This is a genomic window from Waltera acetigignens, from assembly GCF_025567015.1.
Taxonomy (GTDB): domain Bacteria; phylum Bacillota; class Clostridia; order Lachnospirales; family Lachnospiraceae; genus Acetatifactor; species Acetatifactor acetigignens.
Map to the genome: position 1 here is coordinate 88208 of NZ_JAOQJO010000001.1, position 22253 is coordinate 110460.

Consider the following 22253-nt stretch of genomic DNA (forward strand, 5'->3'; position numbering starts at 1 on the left):
CTGGGCAGTTCCAAGATTGCGGAGATGAAAATGTGTAACAAAGATTTGAAATTATGTAATAAATAATCATAATTTTGTCAATACACTTTTGGCACTAAAAGCGAAAAGTGCCGAAAATATTTTGGTGGATGACAGGCATAGAGTATGGCAACAGCAGGTTGCTTTTCATAACATGAATTTATCTATATGATATGGTTATGGAGGTGATGACTATGGAAACAAAAAATATTATTTTGAAACTTCGTACGGAAAGAGGAATGTCACAGGACGAGCTGGCAGATAAAATCATGGTTACAAGGCAGGCGGTATCGCGTTGGGAAAACGGTGATACCGTTCCCAATACTGATACACTTAAGCTCTTATCAAAAGAATTTGATGTTTCAATCAATACGCTTTTGGGAGAACCCAGAAAGCTGATCTGCCAGTGCTGCGGAATGCCAATTGATGATGATTCCATATTGGGACGTGATAAGGATGGCACATTAAATGAGGAGTATTGTAAATGGTGCTATGCAGATGGAACGTACACATATAATGATATGGATGAATTGATTGATGTGTGTGTAAAGAATATGGTAAATGAAAACTTTACCGAAGAACAGGTACGTTCTTATCTGAAAGAAATGCTTCCCCAATTGGATTACTGGAAAAGGTATGATGAACTTAGTGACAATGGGCAGTTTGAAGAGTTTAAAATGCAGTTGATAAATGAAATAAATGATCTGCATATAGACGGACTTCCCAGGGTAGATAAACTAAATGCACTTGTGGGGAAACATGTGAATCTGGAATATAGTCTGCCAAATGGACAGAAAATGAAATTCCTTGATGATCAGAAAACCTATCTGGGGAACCAACTGGAGTCTGAATTCGGAGGAGACAGATGCTTTGGCATTCTGGCAGGTATGGATTTTATTCTGGTATGTACATATGAGAAGAATGGTGAAAATCCGGAGCTTCTGATTTATAAAAAGAGATAATGTTAACAAAAAGAAAATTTCAGCTAACAAAATAGTGGTTTAAGCCGCTACTGCTTCCGGATGAAGTGCATTCCGCAGATATCTCGGTAGTCTTGATTCAAAATCAGCAGTAAATACAGCCAACTGCTCATTGCTGAGCTTTAGGATTTCCTGAAGGCTTGCCATTAAGGCATCCATCAGGATACTAAGTGATCTGCAGAAAGTAATGGGGTTCTTTTTTGGAAAAATATTGTGTAGGGGTCATGCCGTAGTGTTTTTTAAAAACCCGGTAAAAATAAGAAACGCTTTGGAAACCACAGGACTTGCTGATGACAGAGAGAGAATTGCCGCCCTGTTCCACCTGGTGTATGGCATGACGGAGGCGAAGCTTATTAACATATTCTTTTACGGTGAGGGATTCTGTCCGCCGGACAGCCCGGTGGACATAGCTTTCGGACACACCGCAGGATTCGGCGATATCCCGGACGGTCTGAAGCGTTGTATAGTTTGCGTTAATATAATTAATGATCCGCTGAAAACCGGAAGCTTTATTCTCACTGACAGAAATATCATTTTCAAGAGGATACTGATAGCGAAAAGCTGCCAGATCTGTAAGAATCTGTGCAAGCAACAGGTAGGCAGTGGGAGATTTGCAGCAGGAAGCTGCGTTCCAGTCGACGAGCTTTTGTCTGTAATCCTCGGGAATGAAAATAATCGGTGCCTTGAAACAGGTCAGGTAGGAAGATACTACGGCAGGTAAAAAGTATTTTTCAAGATAGACTTTTGAAAAATGGATGCAGATCCCGGTATAATCCGTGTCACCGACGCTTCGGTGAGAGATATTGCTCTCAAACAGGCTTGCCATGCCGGCTTTTACCCGGTAGGTGATATCGCCGATGGTAACCAGACGCTCCCCGGAGAGCAGAATATAGATTTCATAGTTGGTGTGGTGATGCGAATAGGGCATGGACCATCCTTTTTTTGTATCTTCATAGGAAATTTCAAAATCTTCGCATAAAAAAGTTCTTCTATCTGTCATTTCTGATTCACTCCTCTCAGGTATTATGATGTCGGGGTCAAAAGCCCTTAACTTTGATGCCTACGGATTGTTCCGTGCTTATGGGCTTAGACCTTTCGCCCCTGGCATCATATTATATCAAAAAGGTTCAGAATAATGCAATAAATATAAAAAATAGTTCATGATAGTGAATTTAAAACACTAAAGTTAAGCTATATAATGATTCCGTGATCAAGGAGAAAACATCAGAAAATTTACTATGGATCTGCTAGGGGATTTTCTGTATGGAAAAGGGTCTGTGGGATGGAGCTTATATGAGAATATTGTTGAATGGAAAATGGCATGTAGTACTGGAGGACGGAACCACGGGACAGATGGATCTGCCGGGGACGTTGGATGAGAACGGGATCGGACATAGAGATGTGGGGGCGAATCAGTGGCATCCGGATGCGGTACTGGGGAATGCGGCGGGAGAGATAGACAAAGATGCACCGATCGCTACGAGATTTACCAGGCGGCATACCTATGAGGGAGAAGCCAGGATCAGTCGTAAGATAACGGTACCGGATTACGGAACCGACAGGCTGTTCGTACTGGCGGAGCGGGCACGGGCACTCCGGCTGCTAGTGGATGGAGAAGCGTGTTCGGTGTTCCGGCAGGGGACACTAAGTACACCTTATATTTTTGAACTCACCGGGGCGGCACCGGGAGAACATGAATTTACGTTTCTTTCGGATAACAGCTATCCGGGAATGCCCAAAGCTGCCATCTATTATTCTTCCGCAGCGACGGATGAGACACAGACAAACTGGAACGGGATACTTGGCGAATGCAGCATGTATACCAGACCGCAGAATTTTATAGACAGCCTCCGGGTATATCCGAGAGCGGTGAAAAAGGAAGAGAAAAATAAAGCAGGCGGATATGTGCTGGATGTATGTGTGGAACTGGCACCTGGCGCAAAGAAAGTATATAAAGATGCGAAAATCATATTACAGTCAGAGGCTCTGGCGGCAGGAGAGTTAGAAGACACACAGACATTGACGGAAATTATCAGCTATTCCGGGGAGGGATTAGCGGAAGCCGGAACAGATAAAGAGGAGAATCCGAAAACAATGGAAATCTGGTTCCGTGATCTGCCTCTGCGGGAGAATGTGAAACTGTGGGACGAAGATGAGGGCAATCTCTATGAGATGGCTGTAACCCTGGACAACGGTATGTCAGCAGAAGATAAAGGCGGTAGCACTGCTGAGTGCAGGACCCGTTTCGGCATCCGCTCTTTTGGTGATAACGGCAGCGGCAGACTGGCACTGAACGGTAGGGCAATTTTTCTGCGGGGTGAGGCAAATTGCGCAGAATACCCGGAGACCGGGCATCCACCCATGACAATTCCGGAATGGAAAGAGATGTTATTAAAATATCGCAGTTATGGAATCAACTTTGTAAGATTCCATTCCCACTGTGAGCCGGAAGCTGCGTTTGCGGCAGCGGATGAACTGGGAATGCTTCTGCAGCCGGAGCTGTCTCACTGGGATCCGAAGGATGCCTTTGGAACGGAGGAAAGCTATCGGTATTACCGGGCAGAACTTGTGGACCTATTGAAAACCTATGCCAATCATCCCTCTTTTGTAATGCTGACACTGGGCAATGAATTGCAGGCACAAGATGAAGGCAGAGAACGGATGCGGGAACTGGTCAGAACGGCGAAAAGGATGGATCCGACCAGACTGTATGCGAACGGATCCAATGCCTTTTATGGTGAAGAAGGATGTGACCCAGAGAGCGATTTCTATACATCGCAGAGTTGCAAGGATGTGGTGATCCGCGGAACATTCTCCGGCATGCGGGGGTATCTCAATGAAAACTATCCCTCCGCAGATCGAACCTATGATGAGGCGATGGCAGAGATACGAAAAGAGTATCAGAAGCCGGTATTCAGTTTTGAAGTGGGGCAGTTCGAAGTGCTGCCGGATTTTGAGGAGCTGGAAAGCTTTCATGGAATATCGGATCCGGTGAATCTGAAACTGATCAAAAAACGTGTAGAGGAACGGGGACTTTTGCCCACATGGGAAAAATACGTAGAAGCCACCGGAGAACTGTCGAGGCTGGCATACCGGGAAGAGATTGAAGCAGCTATGCGGACGAGAGAGCTTTCAGGGATTTCGCTCCTCGGACTGCAGGATTTCCCGGGGCAGGGGACGGCACTGGTAGGCATGATGAATTCCCATTTAGAACCGAAGCCCTATGATTTTGCCAGACCGGAAAGGTTCCGGGAATTTTTTCAAGAGTGTAGGATTTTGGTAAAACTGCCACATTATACCTATGAGGCAGGAGAACGGCTGATCGCAGAAGTGGAAGCAGCGAATTTCGGCAAGAGAAATATCGAAGGAGTATTTTGCTGGACCCTTGCGGGAAAAAAGAGTGTGTCTGAGAATGGAAACTGTGAGCCGGCGGAGATAAAAAGCAAAAATACAGTTATCGCAACCGGAGAAGATACAGAGATAACAATCTGCCGCCCTGGAAGTTATACAGAGGTAGGAAGTCTGGATATTCCGCTCGACTTTGTGGAGAAGAATACCGCACTCACGCTTAAGGTGCGCATCGGTGACAGTATCAGTGCTTATCCGATATGGGTGTATCGAAAGACCACTCCGGTATGCCCGGAAAATGTATATGAGACCAGAGCCTTTGATGTGAAGACGAGAGAAATCCTTCAAAATGGTGGAAGAGTCTATCTGTCTCCGGATGCAGACAAAGAGAGTCTGCCCAATTCCATTAAAACACAGTTTACGACGGATTTCTGGTCGGTGGGAACTTTTGCAGATCAGGAAGGCGGTATGGGGCAGCTGATCGATACGGAGCATCCAATTTTTAAGGAATTTCCGACGGATTTTCACACGGACTGGCAATGGTGGATTATGGCAACGAAGCGGGCGGTGATTCTACCGCATCCCATGAAGACGATCATTACGGAGATGGACAGCTATGCATTCTTACGTCCCATGGCACAGATGATAGAGTTTCGATGCCTGAAGGGAAAAGTATTGCTATCCACCATGGAATTGCATAAGAGTCAGCAGTATCCGGAGGTGAGGGCACTGCAGGCGTCAATTTATACGTATCTGTCGGGAGAGAATTTTGAGCCGGCGGAGGAAATAACGGAAGAAGAGTTAAGCATGCTGGTGCGAGGTTAAAATAATATCGGGCGGCGGAAAGAAAGCTGCACGGAGATAAAAGGAGGAAACCATGAATAAGGTTCAGGTCTGGGAAGAAAAAGTGATCATTCCCACATACGAAGCAGGAAAGCCGGATAAGAATCCGATGTTTTTGGAGAAACGTGTCTATCAGGGAAGCTCGGGAAGGATCTATCCCCACACGGTGATTGAGAAGATCAGCGATGAGAAAGTGGATAAGGAGTATACAGCGCTTTTTTTGGAGAACGATTATCTGAAAGTAATGATGCTGCCGGAGCTGGGAGGCAGGATCCAGAGAGCTTATGACAAGACAAATGGCTACGATTTTATATATTACAATCATGTCATCAAACCGGCGTTAGTGGGACTGGCGGGACCATGGATCTCCGGCGGTATTGAGTTCAACTGGCCGCAGCATCACAGACCCAGTACCTTTGATCAGGTGGAATATACCTATGCGGAAAATGAGGACGGGAGCGCCACAGTCTGGATGGGAGAGATTGAGAACATGTTCCGGACCGAAGGAGTGCTGGGCGTGACCCTGTATCCCGACAAGGCATACATCGAATTGTCTGTAAAGCTATATAACCGGACGAAAATGCCCCAGACCTTCCTGTGGTGGGCGAACCCTGCAGTAGCGGTAAATGATGACACCATCTCCGTATTTCCGGAGGATGTGACGGCGGTCTATGACCACGGCAAGCGGGATGTTATCAGCTTCCCCTATGCGGAGGGAACTTATTATAAGCATAAATACGACCATGTGAATATTGCCCAGTATAAAAATATTCCGGTGCCCACCTCCTATATGGCATATCGTTCCGATTACAATTTTATAGGGGAGTACGATTACGGAAAACAGGCAGGACTTCTGCATGTGGCAGATCATCATATTGCTCCCGGGAAAAAGCAGTGGACCTGGGGATGCGGAGAATTCGGCAAAGCATGGGACCTTGCACTGACCGACGAGGACGGTCCGTATATCGAACTGATGACAGGCTGTTTTACGGATAATCAGCCGGATTTCACATGGATCCAGCCCCAGGAGACCAAGAATTTCAAACAGTATTTTATGCCCTATAAAAATATCGGCTATGTGAAAAATGCTACGATCGATGCGGCGGTAAATGCGGAATATGATGAGACAAAGGGGCAGCTTACGGTATCGGCCTATACCACTTCCGTGCAAAAAGGGGCACATATACTGCTGACATTGCCGGGAGAAAACGGCAGACAGGAAAAGGTACTGTATGAGGAAACCTCAGATCTGTCACCGGAGGAAACTTATGAAGTAAAGATCGACCGTGAAAAATTGCAACAGATACCGACATTTGCAGAGGGAGAGCAGAATGGAACAGAGGTACTCTGCGGTCTGCGGGTATGTGTTTGTGCCGCAGATGGGAGAGAACTGGTCTCTTACCATTTTCCGAAAAAAATTGAAGCGGAAGTGCCGGAACCGGCGAAGGCAGCGCTACTTCCCGAAGACTGTGAAACCACGGAGGATCTGTTCCTCTACGGTCTGCATGTGGAACAATACCGGCATGCCACTTATCATCCCGAGGATTATTATCTGGAGGGGCTGCGCAGGGATCCTACCGATATCCGTCTGAACAATGTCTATGGAAGATGTCTGCTTAAAAAGTGTGATTTTGCCGGGGCAGAAAAGTATTTTCGGAAGGCAGTGGAGAAATCCATTCGTTCCAATCCAAACCCTTACGATTATGAGCCGTACTATAATCTGGGACTTTCCCTGAAATATCAAGGGAAAGAAAAAGAAGCCTATGATGTCTTTTACAAGGCCATCTGGGGTGGCAGCTTCCAGGCACCCGGATTCTATGAACTGGCCTGTCTGGATGCAAAAGCGGGAAGATTCGCAGAGGCTCTGGAGCATGTAAATGAATCTATTCTCAGACAGTACCAGTGTATGAAGGCCCGTGCATTGAAGGAAAATATTTTAAGAAAACTGGGAAGAGTGAAGGAAGCAGAAGAATTACATAAGGAGAGTCTGAAGATCGATCCGCTCTATGACAGACAGCCGGAGAAAATCAACCATAACACCCTGCTGGAGCTGGTGATCGATCTCTATGAGGCAGGAGACTACGCACAGGGAATCACCCTTGCCGAAAAATGGGTGAAACAACAGAATGTATCACGGCAAGAGGATATTTATCCGCTGGTATATTATTATATTGCCTACGGAGACCAGAACCTGCATAGGAAAGAAAATACGGAACAGGCAAATTGTTACATGACAATGTACGTGACATTGGGAGAAAATGCTGCAGCGGATGGCTGTTTTCCTCACAGAACGGAAGATTATATCGTGTTAAAGAGTCTGGCAGAAGAATATCATCTGGCCATGGCTTACTATTATCTGGGATGCCTGCTCTATGACAGGAGAGTGTACGACGAATCCATAGAAGATTATGAGGAATCGATTCTCCGGAGTCCGGATTTCCCGACGGTACACAGGAATCTGGCACTGGCATATTACAATGTGAAAAAGCTGCCGCAGAGAGCGTACGAGGAAATGGAGAAAGCTTTTGCACTGGATGAGACGGATGCCAGAGTGTATCTGGAACTGGATCAGCTGAAAAAGCGTCTGAATGTTGCCGTGAAAGAACGATGGAGTGATATGGAAAAACATTTTGACCTGGTGGAAAGCAGGGATGATCTGTATCTGGAGTATGTGACACTTTTAAACACTCTGGGAGAACCTGAGAAGGCTCTCGGCCTGATCAAAGCAAGGAAGTTCCATCAGTGGGAAGGCGGTGAAGGCAAAGTGGCAGCCCAGTACCTGACCGCCTTGTATCAGCTGGCAAAAGCGGCTGTGGAAAAAGAGGACTATGCGGAAGCAAAGGAACTTCTTCTGCGGGCAGTCGGGGAATATCCTCATAACCTGGGAGAAGGAAAACTAGAGTCAGGGCAGGAAAATAATCTGTACTATCTGCTGGGACTGGTGCAGGAAAAACTGGGTGAAGCAAAGGATGCTTTCGAGAGCCTGACAAGGGCCTGTTGCGGAGAGTCAGAACCGGTGGGCATGATGTATTATAACGATCAGCCGCCCGAAATGATCTACTATCAGGGACTTGCATACCGAATGCTTGGGGAAGAAGAACAGGCAGTTCGCAGATTCCAAAAGCTGGTGGATTATGGCAGAGAACATATCAGAGATGATGTAAAAATAGATTATTTTGCGGTATCTCTGCCGGATCTGCTGATTTTTGAAGAAAACCTGAACGAGCGGAACAGAAAGCATTGCCTGTTCATGATGAGCCTGGGACTTAAAGGACTGGGACGGATAGACGAAGCGGAAAAGTGTGCGGAAGAACTACTTGCCATGGACAATGCTCACCAGGAAATCCGGGTACATGATCTGTAAAAAAGCTTGAAAAGAAAGACTTGAATAGGAAGGTTTTTGAGGAAAGGATTACAAAATGGAAAACATGGGAAAAGAGGTATATAGCTATAACAGCGAATGCTTAACCTGCAACGACAGACCGATCCTGCCCATCATGGGAGAATTCCATTTCTCCCGCTATCCGGAAGGGGAATGGAAAACAGCACTTAAGAAGATGCAACAGGGCGGCGTAGACATTGTTGCTGCGTACGTGTTTTGGATCCACCATGAGGAAGCGGAAGGTGAGTGGGATTTCTCCGGCAGAAGGAATCTGAAGGCGTTTTTGAACTGCTGTCAGGAAGTCGGGATGAAAGTATGGCTGCGTATCGGTCCGTGGGCGCACGGAGAGTGCAGGAACGGTGGCTTCCCGGACTGGCTGGTGAAGAAAGAAAAGCGGGGAGAACTGGCTCTTAGGACGAATGATCCAGAGTATCTGAAGTATGTGGACATCTTTTTTACCAAGATTGCCGAGCAGGCGGATGGGTATATGCATAAGGATGGCGGTCCCGTCATCGGTATTCAGATCGAGAATGAGTACGGGCATGCCGGAGGTCCTTCCGACAGGGAAGAGGGCATGGCGCATATGCACACACTCAGAGCTATGGCGGAGGAAAAGGGACTGACCGCTCCCTATTATTCGGCGACCGGGTGGGGAGGCGCTTATGTACCGGAAAGCTTCCTGCCGGTGCTGGGCGGGTATGTGGATGCTCCGTGGGCGAATCATATCCACGAACTTGCGGCAAGCGAGAATTTCCTGTTTCAGCCTTTTCACGACGATGCCAATATCGCATCGGATTTCGCCGAAGGACAGAGTGGTTTTACCTTTGATACGTCAAAATTCCCTTACCTGACGGCGGAGCTGGGTGGGGGACTGCAGGTGACGGCACACAGGCGCACTTACCCGTATCCGGAGGACATCGAGGCACAGACGATCTGTATGCTGGGAGCCGGGGCAAATCTGATCGGATATTATATGTATCACGGCGGCGTGAATCCCGACGGGAAATATTCCACCCTGCAGGAGTCGAAAGCTACCGGCTATGCCAATGACCTTCCGGTGAAAAGCTATGATTTCCAGACCTGCCTGCGGGAAAACGGACTGCCGTCGGAAAGCTATTACAGACTGCGGAAACACCATGTTTTTATCAAAAATACAGAAGAACTGCTGGCACCGGCAAAAGCATATCTGCCGGAAAATATACCGGGGCCTGCGGGTGCAGAGGATATGGAGACACTGCGGGCGGCCTTCCGTTATAATGAAGCAGCGGATTGCGGTTTCCTGTTTATTAATAATCACCAGAGAAAACGGAAAATGACGGAGAAACAGATCACACCGGAAAAGCCATTACAGTTTACGGTGACAGATGTTGAAGGAATACAGAGGCAGATTATTTTCGACCGGATTCATGTGCGGACGGATGCGATTCTGGTGCTGCCTTACAATCTGCCGGTGGTAATACGGGGAGAGCAGTTCAGACTTCGGAAAACCAATGCCTCTTATCTGGGATGCTTTGGCGGAACTTATTATTTCTATACGGATGAGAAGCCGGAGGATATTTATTTCGAGTGGAGTGATGGCAATGATCATGCGGAAGCGGTAAGGATCCTTACCATACACGATGCGGAGTATTTTTGTTATGCGCAGGAAGGGGCAGATGAAAAGGGCAAGGTGAGTCTGCTGCCGGATCTGCACTTTGCGGAAGCCGATAAGGTGCGGATCGCGGATGCCGGACAGGCAGTGGAAAGCATCTGGAACGTATATGGTCAAACAGAACCGAACGTCTATGAATTAACCTTGGAATATGAGTATCACCCGGCGGATGCACTGTCTGGCGATGTCTGGCTGGAACTGGATTTCGGTGGGGACTGCGCACGCTTGTATCAGGACGGAAAACTGATTGACGACTGGTTCTCCAATGGTGAACTATGGCGTGTGGCTCTGAAACGCTACGGCTGCCCGACACAACTGACCCTGGAACTGGATCCTTTCAAAGCGGATGTCTATTATGATCTGCCGCCGAAGCGGGAGAACCGTCTGGCAGGGGCGAGACTGCTGCGGTTAAGTTGACCGGAACCCGGTTTGGCAGGACTCACTTTGGAAACAGAAGGATAGAAAAGAGGATACAGATATGAAAGACATGACACAGGGAAAACCGTTAAAACTGATCATCGGCTTCGCCATACCGATGCTGATCGGCAATATCTTTCAGCAGGTATATAATGTGGCGGATACAGTGATCGTAGGAAGATTCTTGGGAGAGAGCGCGCTGGCGGGCGTGGGAAGCACGGGAACGTTGACCTATTTTCTGCTGGCACTGGTCAGCGGCATGTGTAACGGCGCAGGACTGGTGGTTGCGCAGTGTTTCGGCTGCGGGAATAAAGAGCGTCTGGCGAAGACGGTGACAGCACTGATCTGGGTGGCGGGAGTGCTGACCTGCATCATGTCACTGATCGGTATTTTCGGTGCGGAATTTTTCCTGCGGCTTTTAAGCGTGCCGGAAAATGTTATCGGCTATTCTGCTACGTATCTGCATATCATTTATACTTTTGTTTTCGGCAGTGTGGTCTACAACGGCTGTGCGGCGATCTTAAACAGTGTGGGGGATTCGAAGACTCCGCTGCGGGCGGTGATCGCTTCCTCGGTAGTGAACATCGTGTTTGACCTGTTTTTCATCATTGTGTGTAAGATGGGAGTAGCGGGAGCAGCTTATGCGACGATTCTGGCACAGTGTACTTCGGCGGTGATCTGTTTTGCAAAAGTCATGAAGGGGAGAGAAGAGATTGGCCTGTCTCTGATGAAATGGAAGCCGGAGGCTGGTTATATCCGGTTGGTAGTGAAGACCGGATTCCCGGCGGCATTCCAGTCCTGCATGATCGCACTGGGCGGCATGAGTGTCCAGAGACTGGTGAATTCCTTCGGCTCGTCCACCATGGCGGCCTACGTGGCGGCAAATCGTGTGGACAGTGTGGCGATCCAGGTCATCGTCTCTATTGGAACGGCACTTTCGGTATTTACTGGGCAGAACATTGCGAAGAATCAGTATGACCGGATCCGGGAAGCTCTCTATAAGACATTGGGTGTCATGGTGGGAGCCAGTATTTTTATTGCCTCCATGGTACTTATTTTCCGGGTTCAGTTAATGACGCTGTTTTTGGATGCGAACGAATCGGGAGAAGCCATCGGCATCGGCTGCACCTATCTGACCATTATCGGCGTGGCTTATGTGATCGCGGGGGTGATGCAGAGCTACCAGAATGTGATCCGGGGAGCCGGAGACGTCAATACCTGTATGGTAGCGGGACTGACGGAGCTGTCCGGCAGGATCGTGTTCGCGTATCTATTGTCCGGAACCCTGGGCGTCACGGGAATCTGGATCGCCACTCCTCTGTCCTGGAGTTGTGGCTGTGTGATTCCGGTGATCCGGTATTATTCCGGCAAATGGAAGCACAAGAGGCTGGCCTGATGACCGGAGTGACCGGAACACAGAGGGGCTATTCCGGCCGCATCCATCCGGCAAATTCCAGAATGGACTGGTTCTCAGCCTTTTTCTCGCTCTGCTGCATCTGCTTGCGGTATTCTCTGGGAGACATCTGCATAAGTTTGATAAAGTAGCGGTTGAAACTGGACACGGAATGGAACCCCACCATCTCGGAAATGTCCAGAATAGAGTGTTCCGTACTGCGTAACAGAATACAGGATTTTAAAATCCGGGTGTTGTTGACGTAGTCTAACGGTGAAGTTCCCATAATATCATGGAAAACCCGGCGGAAGTGCGTCGGGCTCCAGTGGCAGAGATCGGCCAGATATTCGATCGAGAACTGTTGCATATAATTTTTCTCAATATATTCCAGAGCGGGTGAGATCACCAGAGAGTTTTCGGCGATCTCGCCTTCTTTTTTACGTTCCTGTAAGGCCAGTATTTCAAGAGAGTCCGGTTTGGCCGTGTCGGGATTGACACCGCCGAGACTTTCGATCCGGTACAATTCAATATAAAGGGAGCATAACAGGCTTCTGGCACTGATCTGATAGCAGGGATTCTGCTCTTCCAGCTCGTGGATGATATGAGATACCAGATAGTTGATGTGGGGAAAAGCCTCTTTGCTGAAAATATAACGGAATGCTGGGAAACCGTCCGTGGACAGGTCGTAATTTTTCCAGGAGGCGGGGAGGAGATTGCGGAACAATTCCTTCGGATCCAGGAAAAGATAAGACCAGTGGCTTTTCGTGCCTGGTGCACTGTAAGTGGTATGTGGAACATTGCGGGGAAGAACGGTGACATCTCCGGCATGGAAAGTCTGTTTTTCTCCGTTGATCTCCAGCGTACCGCTGTCGGAATGACAGATCCCAATCTCCAGACAGTTATGAAAATGAAGGCTTCCGCTGGGAATATCGGAAATCTTCCAATAATCACCGGACAGAAGCAGTACCGGGAAGTGTGTTGGCAGATAATAACTTCGGTATTCTGTGACAGCTCGTTTGGATTTCGCCATAGTGTGCCTCCTGTTCCAGAGTTTTCTGAATAGCTTTGTGCATCCTGTATGATGATGCAACGGAAAGACATGCTGCAGTAGAAATAATGTCTATACATTATATATAACAATTAAAATGGATAAAATCAACCATTATGTTGCGAAAATGACTTTTTTAGGGTTGGCAATGTTTCCGTGGAAGAGATTAAAAAAGGCTAAAAATACCGTGAAACAGCGAATCCTACAGCAAAAACGCTCCAAAATTCACGCAAAATTTACGAAAATGCAACGAAACTTCAATACTTACGAAAAACGACCATGATCTATAATGATCGTTTTTGCATAGTTTTTTATAATGATTGATTAGAAAAATATGACAACATGTATGATAATGTACTTACAAAGTTACAAAAAGTGTACAAAGTGACGAGAAAATATAGCTGACACTTGAGGAGGTTCGACATGGCGAAGAAGAATGCAGCCAATGTGGTGGGAGTGAAAACGAAAACCACGTGGAAACAAGCTTTTAAAAGAGACTGGCAATTGTATCTGCTGTTACTGCTTCCACTGATTATGGTATTTGTATTCAGTTACGGAGCATACCCGGGATTGCGGATGGCCTTTATGGATTATAAACCGGCGAAGGGATATGCAGGCAGCGAATGGGTGGGCATGAAGACATTCGTTAAGATATTCAAGGATGCCGATTTCATGAGAGCACTTCGCAACTCCATAGTGTTTAACCTGGCGGATCTGATCATCGGTTTCCCAATGCCGATCATTCTGGCACTGATCCTGAATGAATTAAGATATCCGAGATTCAAGAAAGTGTCCCAGACGATCCTGTATCTGCCGCACTTCCTTTCCTGGGCCATCATCGGAAGCGTAGCCATGACAATGTTCCGTCCGAACTCCGGTCTGGTGAACATTCTGCTGACCAACCTGGGAGTGATCTCCGAAGGAATTCCTTTCCTGAATGAGAAATGGCACTGGGCAATTACATATCTGCTGATCGGTGTATGGCAGACGATGGGATGGGGCACGATCCTCTACCTGGCAGCGATCACCGGTATCAACGGAGAATTGTACGAAGCAGCCATGATCGATGGAGCGAACCGTTGGAAGAGAATGTGGCATATCACACTTCCCGGTATCAAGAGCACAGTAGTAACACTGCTGATCCTGAACCTCGGACGTGTCATGGGAAGTAACTTAGAGCGTCTGACCGCATTAGAAAATTCACAGGTCAAGGACTTCCAGTATCAGCTGGCTGTCTACATTTACAACAAAGGTATTGGAGCCGGAAAATTCAGTGCGGCGACCGCAGTTGGTCTGTTCCAGTCATTGATCGGATTGATCCTGGTTCTGTTATCTGATAAATTCGCAAAGAAGCTTGGCGAAGACGGATTACTGTAGGAGGTGAGAGAGATGAAGAAAAAAGAAGTTAATATTAATGAAGAATCTACCTCCGCAGGCGGAGCACATGCGGTCAACAAATTCCGCATCAGTGATTTCGTCATGATGGCAGTGATCGTCATCCTCTGCGCCAGCTGTGTATTACCGTTCTTACATGTAGCAGTAAAATCCATATCCGGTAATACCGCAGTAATGTCCAAGAGCGTTTACTTCTGGCCCAAAGACATCACCTTCGATGCTTACAAGAAGGTATTTGCAGATAACTCCATGACCTACTCCATGATCTTCTCGGTGATCGTTACCGTGATCTTCACCGCTCTGGGAATGCTGGTATGTACTTGTGCCGCTTATCCTCTTTCCAAGAAGAGACTGAAGGGCAAAAAGTTACTGACTTTCCTGCTGATGGTACCGATGTACTTCAGTGCCGGCATCATTCCCAGCTACCTGTTATATCAGAAGCTGCATGTGCTGGATACCATGTGGGTGTTGATCTTACCTCTGATCTATTCCCCGTACAACATGCTGATCATGAAGAACTACTTCCAGAGTACGATTCCCGACAGCTTAGAGGAATCCGCTTTCCTGGATGGCGCAAGTAACTTCCAGATCCTGAGCAAGATCGTATTACCGCTGTCCAAACCGATCCTGGCAACGTTGTCTCTGTTCTACGCCGTAGGCCGTTGGAACTCTTACGCAGACAACATGTACTACACCAAGAGTGCTAACCTGAAGCTGATCCAGTACAAGTTATATCAGTTGGTAGCATCCGCAGCAGAAGCACAGACTTCCTCCCTGGCAGATACCGGCAGTGCGATCCAGTCCACTCCCGAAGTATTACAGGCAGCAAGTATCATGTTTGTAACAATTCCTATCATTATTATTTATCCTTTCCTGCAGAAGTACTTCGTACAGGGTACCATGATCGGAGCAGTTAAGGGCTAAAAGTTAAAAGGAACAAAACAACCAAGTTAGTTTTCCCCAAAACCGGGGGTACACATAAAACTATGTATAATTTTTAAGGAGGAAAATCCTCTCCTCGCCAGGGACTCGGATTTTTCCTTCGGAAAAACAAGGAGGATTGATTTATGAAGAAGAATACTCTTCACAAGGTAATGGCAACAGCACTTGTTGGTGCTATGGCAATGAGCACTCTGACCGGATGCGGCAGCAGTGCGGACAACACAACCGCAGATGCCGGAACAAAGGAATCTGTAGCAGAGAGTTCTGCAGCAAGCACAGATGCAGGAGCATCCACAGCAGTAGCAGGTATTGACGGATGGGAGGCTTTCGCAGACAATGTTACTCTGCAGATCCCCGTATACGATCGTGGTTCTTCCGGAAACGGATGCTCTGATGTAGAGAACAACTACTGGACCAACTGGGTACAGGAGAACTTCGGTGATAAGTACAACATCACGGTAGAATATGTAGGAATTACCCGTAGCGACGTTATGACTGATTACGCTATGCTGGCAGCAAGCCAGAGCCTTCCTACCATCTGTATGGAATATGACTATGATAAGCTGGCAAGCTGGCAGGCAGACGGCTATCTGCAGACCTACGATGTAGAAGAGTTCAAGCAGATCGCTCCTACTTACTGGGAGACCATGGTAGAGCACGGCAACGATGCTTACACCAAGCTGGATGATGAAGATTATCTGGTACTCGGTTACAGACCTTACGGTAACACCACTTATACCTGGTGCACTTTCTATCGTCAGGACTGGCTGGAAGAAGCTGGCTTCTCTGAGTATCCCGTTGGCGACAACACCAAGCTGTTAGAGCTGTATGCAAAACTGGTTGAGAACGGCCATCAGTATCCTTTAAGCGGTAAGAAAGTAAGCGGCGCAGGTATTGACCAGAACTATGGTTACAGAGATTATCCTCAGGATGAGACCACATGGGCAACCACCGGTGACTACCAGATCCCCGCTCTGTCCACCGAGGCTCAGAAGAGATTCTTAAAATGGGAGAACGAGCTGTACAACGATGGTTACTACAATCCTGAGTACTATCTGAGAGATGCTTCCGAGGCAGAGGCAGACTTCATCAACGGTGAAGCATTTACCTGGACCGGATATATCTCCTCCAGCATGAACGTACTGAACTCCTTCTATGATGCTAACCCCGATGCCAAGCTGGCAGTAGCAGTGACTCCTTCCACCTGGACACAGGATGAGACCTGGGGATCTTCCGCTTCTTACAGACCCGGAACCAACTTCGGTATGATGATTGGCTTCGCTAACGATGCTACCGAGGATGAAGTAAAGGCAGCTATGATGTACCTTGAGTGGCTGAACCAGCCCGAGAATCTGTTCACTATGCAGTGGGGTATCGAAGGCGTGAACTTCAATTATGATGATAACGGCGATCCCGTAGCGGTAGCAGATCAGACCGGTCTGGCTGAGCAGCAGGGACACAACAACAACGTAGACTACTGGTGTGCAGTAACCGCAGTTAAGACCCTCGGATCTATCGAGAAAGATATCCAGGCAGTTACCCCTCAGGGTATTCCTCAGGACTTCTATGATCAGATCCTGGCTAACTACAACGGACAGGTTGCTATCTATGAAGCAGGCAAGGCTAACTCCGACTGTCTGTTCGCAACCGCTATCGATGCTGTTACCGAGTACAACCAGACGCTGTATGATCTGTATACTGAGTACCGTGACAAGCTGACCATGTGCCCTAAGGACCAGTTCGATTCTCTGTATGAAGAACTGAGCCAGAAGTACCTGGATGCAGGTTATCAGGAAGTTATCGATGAGAGACAGGCTGCTCTGGATGCAGGTAACACCACCAGACTTCAGTAAGTAAAAAGTTTTATTACAGGAAGTACATACAGCCCCCAGGCATGAATGGCTTGGGGGCTATATTAAAAATGCAACTATTCAGAGCCATGTAAATATTATTCAATGGGCGTCGAATGCTTGCATTCGTAAGAACATTTGATAATATTTATAGGGCGAAGTTACTTTATGTCCTTTTCCGACCGACTGTTTTACAATAAAAACAACTGTGGGAAAAGAATATAAAGAGCCAAAAGGCAGAAATGGAGGAGCTATGTTAAAACTGGAATATGATAAGAAAGAAATAGAGGGAGTCATTGACAAGATCGTCAAAAAGACTATGAATATGGATCTCACCTGGGACTGGCCCTGTGGTGTGGCATATTACGGAATCAGCGATGCCTATGAAAAGACAGGCAAGAAGGAATATCTGGATCTGTTAAAGGATCGTATCGACGAACTGATCGATCTGGGACTGCCCAAGGTATGGACAGTAAACGCCTGTGCCATGGGACATTGCCTGATCACCTTATACCAGGCCACCGGAGAGCAGCAGTATCATGACATTCTTATGAGTAAGATCGCTTATTTAAGAAAAGATGCCCTGCGTTTCGGAGATCATGTATTGCAGCACACCGTATCTGCCAACAACGATTTCCCGGAGCAGTGCTGGTGTGACACTTTGTTCATGGCAGCGTTCCTGATGCTGCGTGTGGGCGTGATGGAACACGATGAAGAACTGATCGATGATGCCTTGAACCAGTACTACTGGCATATCAAATATTTACAGAATCCCAGCAGTGGACTCTGGTATCACGGCTATGACAATATTGCCGGAGATCATATGTCTGGCATCTATTGGGGAAGAGCCAATGCCTGGGCAGCATTTACCATGTCGCAGGTAGGCGGTATTCTGCCTCAGTGCTATCTGTATCCGAAGTATATCGATGTGGCCGGCTCCTTAAATGAGCAGCTGGCAGCCTTGAAGGTATACCAGACGGAGAACGGACTGTGGAGAACTGTAGTGGATGATCCGGAGTCTTATGAAGAGATTTCCGCATCTGCGGGAATTGCTGCAGCAATGCTGACCAGAGGCAACCCTTTACATAGCAAATACATCAATAAGGCCATCAAGGGACTGCTTGCCAATGTCAGTGAGGACGGCAAGGTGATGAATGTCTCCGGCGGAACTGCCGTTATGAGAGACAAGGAAGGTTACAGAGGTATTCCCAAGGCTTATATCCAGGGCTGGGGACAGGGACTGGCATTATCATTTTTTGCAACTTTGTTAGTATCTGACGAGATTGAGAAGGACGGTGCATTATAAATGTTTCGCAGAAATTTCCTGTTCGGGAAGGACGGAGGAACTGCCAATCTGATCGATGTGGGCAGTGACGACCTCTATCAGCCCGGAAAAGGCTATGGCTTTGTAACGGAGAAAAACAGAAGAGAACAGGAAGGATTGCAGATCCGGGAACTGAATTCGTCTTTTGAACCAATGTACTGGTATCAGAATGAGGATCTGACCTTTCTTAGAGAAGATGAGAATGGCTGTTATCTGGATTCTGCAGAAGAAGTGGCAGCATTGGAGGCACAGTCAGGAGAGAAGATGGCGGGATCACCCAGGCGGATCCCGTTACTGTTCAAGGTGGATGTGCCCAGGCAGGGCAATTATAAGGTTACGCTGACTATCCGCTCAGAAGAGGAGATAGGAGAGGTACTGATCTTTACCGGCAGAAGGCGTCTTGCTTTTTATGGAAGAGTGGGAGCCGGAGAGTTCACTTATACAATGATTACAAATGTCTGCGATATTGTACCTGTGGGTTATTCCCGGATTTTTGCGGATAAGACTGTGGATATTGCAGTACTGGCGGACAGACCAAGGATCAGTGCTCTTACGGTAGAAGAGGTGAACGGTCCTACGGTTTATCTGGCGGGAGATTCCACAGTGACAGATCAGCCCGGAGATTATCCCTATTATCCAGGCACCTGTTACTGTGGCTGGGGACAGATGCTTCCGGCATATTTTGACGCACGTGTGGCAGTGTCGAATCATTCCCACTCCGGACTGACTACCGATAGCTTCCGCAAGGAAGGGCATTATGCGGTGATCTCTCAGTACAGCAAGCCGGGAGATTATGTGTTTTTCCAGTTCGGGCATAATGATCAGAAGCTTCCCGGGCTGCAGGCAAAGGGCGGATACCGGGCGAATCTGCAACGCTATATCAAAGAAAATCAGGCAAAGGGGGTCTATCCGGTATTGGTGACACCCATTGCAAGAAATACCTGGCGACTGCGGGATCAGACGTATCTGGATCTGCTGGAGGAATTTGCAGATGTGTGTCTGGAACTGGGAGCACAGTACGGTATTCCGGTGTTGGATCTTCATGCCCACAGTAAAGAATACGTTCTGGAAAAGGGATTGCAGGATGCCAAACCCATCTTTTTCCCCGGGGACTATACCCATACCAATGACTTCGGTGCTTATAAGATGGCAGGATATGTGGCACAGGAGATCCGGGAGAAATGCAAAGGTCATTCTGAAAGAGCCTGCGCTTATCTGGCAGAGTGCGTGACGGATGGTTTCGGCGCATGGGAGCCTGTGGGACAAATCAATGTTCCTAAGAAACCGGAGATCTACAAGGACATTCCGGATCCTGCAGGAGATCAGGTGCTGTTGTCTGAGGCAGAGCAGCTGGAACGTGTGGTCAGACTGTGTCTGAAAGAGGAATTGCTGTAACAGGACAGATATTGTACTGGAAAATAGAAGTGAAGAAATGACAGGAATGAAAAATAAGCAGGAATATGAGGAGGAACTCGAAATGGGAAAAGGTGGTTTTACCTTACCGGGAGAATCAGGATATGAAGAACTGACTCTGAAAATGGCGGAAAAATGGGGAGCAGATGTGATCCGTGACAGTGATGGAACCGTGCTTTCCGACGAAATCACCCATGCCGGTTACGGAATCTATTCTACCATTTGTATTATCAGAGATCACAATGCCTGGGCAAAGGAGAATCAGGACAAATTACAGCAGACCTTCCTGTGCACACCGCCCCAGGCAGCAGAGAGTGACACCCTGACCATCGGACTGATGGACAGCTTTTTTGCGGAGCAGTTCCGGATCAATGATAGCGCAGAGAGTCTGGAATATTGGGAGGTTTATGACAGAACCACCAATGTGAAGATCGACAATGCGGACTGGAGCTATGACAAAGAGAAGGGAAGCGTGTCCCTGAGCGGCATCATCCCTTTTCATAAGTATACAGTAAGCTTCTTAGCCTATCGTATCTGGGAAGAAATCTCTATGTACAATCATACTACGAACCACTGGGACAAGGAGCATCTGATGCAGATCGATCCCAGATATCCTGAGACTCAGGAGTATCTGCTGGGCTGGATGAAGCACTGGTGTGAGACCCATCCGGATACCACGGTGGTGCGCTTTACCTCCATGTTCTACAATTTCGTATGGATCTGGGGCAGCAGTGAGAGGAACCGGAATCTGTTCTCTGACTGGGGTTCCTATGATTTCACTGTGAGCGTTCCTGCTTTACAGGAGTTCGAGAAACAATACGGATATCGCATGACAGCGGAAGATTTTATCAATAAGGGACAGCTGCATGTGACTCATATGCCTGGCAATGCGAAAAAGGCGGATTGGATGGTATTTATCAATGATTTCGTTATTTCCTTCGGCAGGAAGCTGATCGATATGGTGCATTCCTACGGCAAAAAGGCTTATGTCTTCTATGATGACAGCTGGGTAGGCGTGGAGCCTTATAATGGCAGATTTCAGGAGTTCGGTTTTGACGGACTGATCAAATGTGTATTCTCCGGTTATGAAGCCAGACTGTGTGCGGGCGTGGATGTGCCTACACATGAACTGCGTCTGCACCCCTATCTGTTCCCGGTGGGGCTGGGCGGTGCTCCGACTTTCATGGAGGGCGGCAATCCCACACTGGATGCGAAAAAATACTGGAACAGCGTAAGACGTGCCCTGCTGCGTGCGAAGATCGACCGGATCGGTCTCGGCGGATACCTTCATCTGGTGGAGGGTTTCCCGGATTTCTGTGATTATATTGAAAAAGTGGCAGATGAGTTCCGTCTGATCCGCAGCTTCCACGATGCGGGAGAACCTTACCGCATCAAGACCCGTGTGGCAGTGCTGCATTATTGGGGAAGCTTACGTTCCTGGACCTTGTCCGGACACTTTCATGAGACTTATATGCATGACCTGATCCACATCAACGAAGCTTTGTCCGGACTTCCTGTGGATGTGAAATTTATTTCCTTTGAGGATGTAAAAAATGGTATACTGAAGGACGTAGATGTCGTAATCAATGCAGGTAGAGCCGGAAGCGCCTGGAGCGGCGGGGATGCCTGGAAGGATGAGGAGCTTGTTACTGCACTTACAAAGTGGGTACACGAGGGAGGCTGCTTTATCGGTGTGAACGAGCCTTCTGCTGTGGAAGGATATGATACGTATTTCCGTATGGCACATGTGCTGGGAATTGACGAGGACACCGGCGCAAGAGTCTGTCACGGCAGATGGATCTTTGAGACAGCGGATCCGGAGCATCTGATCCCAGAGGGCGCAGGTGTGGAAGCGAAGGAGAACCGGTATCTGACGGATGGAAAAGCACAGGTACTTCTGGCAGACGGCGGGAAGCCACTGATCACCCTGAATCATTTCGGCAAGGGACTGGGAATCTATCTGTCTTCCTTCCAGGTGAACCTGTGGAATACCAGAATGCTGTACCAGCTGATCCGTTATGCCGGTGGAGAAGGCACCTCCGGCAGCTATATGACGGATAACCTGTATACGGAATGTGCTTATTACCCAGAGAGTAAAAAACTGGTAGTCATCAACAACAGTGACACCGAGCAGACCACCACTATCCCAACGGAAGCGGGCGCATGTACGGTAACCATTGCACCTTACGACACTACCTTTGTAGAAATCAGATAACCAACGATAACGATCAGGGCGGAAATCCTGTGTT

At 47.8% G+C, this 22253-nt stretch carries 13 protein-coding genes and 1 pseudogene; 11 read left to right on the plus strand and 3 right to left on the minus strand.

What is annotated here, in order from left to right; all coding sequences use genetic code 11:
* Positions 1–212 precede the first annotated feature (212 nt).
* Positions 213–980: a zinc ribbon domain-containing protein gene (locus tag OCV96_RS00475; RefSeq protein ID WP_262593222.1), complete on the plus strand. Its 768-nt coding sequence runs from the start codon at positions 213–215 to the stop codon at positions 978–980.
* 39 nt (positions 981–1019) lie between these two features.
* Here the strand turns inward: OCV96_RS00475 and OCV96_RS19695 are convergent.
* Positions 1020–1187 (minus strand): annotated as a pseudogene (locus OCV96_RS19695) (IS4 family transposase); the annotation flags it as partial.
* Entirely contained in the window at positions 1165–1998 is an 834-nt protein-coding gene (locus OCV96_RS00480; protein ID WP_262593223.1) for an AraC family transcriptional regulator, read from the minus strand. The pseudogene OCV96_RS19695 and the gene OCV96_RS00480, both read right to left, overlap by 23 nt.
* A gap of 263 nt (positions 1999–2261) precedes the next feature.
* On the opposite strand from OCV96_RS00480, the gene OCV96_RS00485 reads away from it, so the two are divergent.
* From OCV96_RS00485 to OCV96_RS00500, 4 genes are all read left to right on the plus strand, one after another.
* Positions 2262–5171 (plus strand): glycoside hydrolase family 2 TIM barrel-domain containing protein, encoded by a 2910-nt coding sequence (locus tag OCV96_RS00485; protein ID WP_262593224.1) that lies wholly within the window; start codon positions 2262–2264, stop codon positions 5169–5171.
* A gap of 52 nt (positions 5172–5223) precedes the next feature.
* Entirely contained in the window at positions 5224–8553 is a 3330-nt protein-coding gene (locus tag OCV96_RS00490; RefSeq protein WP_262593225.1) for a DUF5107 domain-containing protein, read from the plus strand.
* Positions 8554–8608: 55 nt separating this feature from the next.
* Complete coding sequence (locus tag OCV96_RS00495; protein WP_262593226.1) at positions 8609–10639, plus strand: beta-galactosidase; 2031 nt, start codon at positions 8609–8611, stop codon at positions 10637–10639.
* A gap of 61 nt (positions 10640–10700) precedes the next feature.
* Positions 10701–12035, plus strand: a complete 1335-nt coding sequence (locus OCV96_RS00500) for an MATE family efflux transporter (RefSeq protein WP_117465058.1) — start codon at positions 10701–10703, stop codon at positions 12033–12035.
* A 28-nt stretch (positions 12036–12063) separates the two neighbouring features.
* On the opposite strand, the gene OCV96_RS00505 is transcribed toward OCV96_RS00500, so the two are convergent.
* Positions 12064–13062: an AraC family transcriptional regulator gene (locus tag OCV96_RS00505; RefSeq protein WP_227063465.1), complete on the minus strand. Its 999-nt coding sequence runs from the start codon at positions 13060–13062 to the stop codon at positions 12064–12066.
* 441 nt (positions 13063–13503) lie between these two features.
* Here OCV96_RS00505 and OCV96_RS00510 point away from each other — a divergent pair, with 441 nt between their 5' ends.
* The 6 genes from OCV96_RS00510 (at position 13504) to gnpA (ending at position 22219) form a co-directional block, all read left to right on the plus strand.
* Positions 13504–14457: an ABC transporter permease gene (locus tag OCV96_RS00510; protein ID WP_227063464.1), complete on the plus strand. Its 954-nt coding sequence runs from the start codon at positions 13504–13506 to the stop codon at positions 14455–14457.
* Positions 14458–14469: 12 nt separating this feature from the next.
* Positions 14470–15399, plus strand: a complete 930-nt coding sequence (locus OCV96_RS00515) for a carbohydrate ABC transporter permease (RefSeq protein ID WP_118502869.1) — start codon at positions 14470–14472, stop codon at positions 15397–15399.
* A gap of 143 nt (positions 15400–15542) precedes the next feature.
* The gene (locus tag OCV96_RS00520; RefSeq protein ID WP_227063463.1) at positions 15543–17270 is read left to right on the plus strand and encodes a type 2 periplasmic-binding domain-containing protein; all 1728 of its coding nucleotides are present in this window, start codon (positions 15543–15545) and stop codon (positions 17268–17270) included.
* A 250-nt stretch (positions 17271–17520) separates the two neighbouring features.
* Positions 17521–18573, plus strand: coding sequence for a glycoside hydrolase family 88 protein (locus tag OCV96_RS00525; RefSeq protein WP_262593227.1), 1053 nt, complete (start codon positions 17521–17523; stop codon positions 18571–18573).
* The gene (locus OCV96_RS00530; protein WP_262593228.1) at positions 18574–19986 is read left to right on the plus strand and encodes a rhamnogalacturonan acetylesterase; all 1413 of its coding nucleotides are present in this window, start codon (positions 18574–18576) and stop codon (positions 19984–19986) included.
* A 37-nt stretch (positions 19987–20023) separates the two neighbouring features.
* Positions 20024–22219, plus strand: a complete 2196-nt coding sequence (gene gnpA, locus OCV96_RS00535) for a 1,3-beta-galactosyl-N-acetylhexosamine phosphorylase (RefSeq protein ID WP_262593229.1) — start codon at positions 20024–20026, stop codon at positions 22217–22219.
* Positions 22220–22253: the final 34 nt, after the last annotated feature.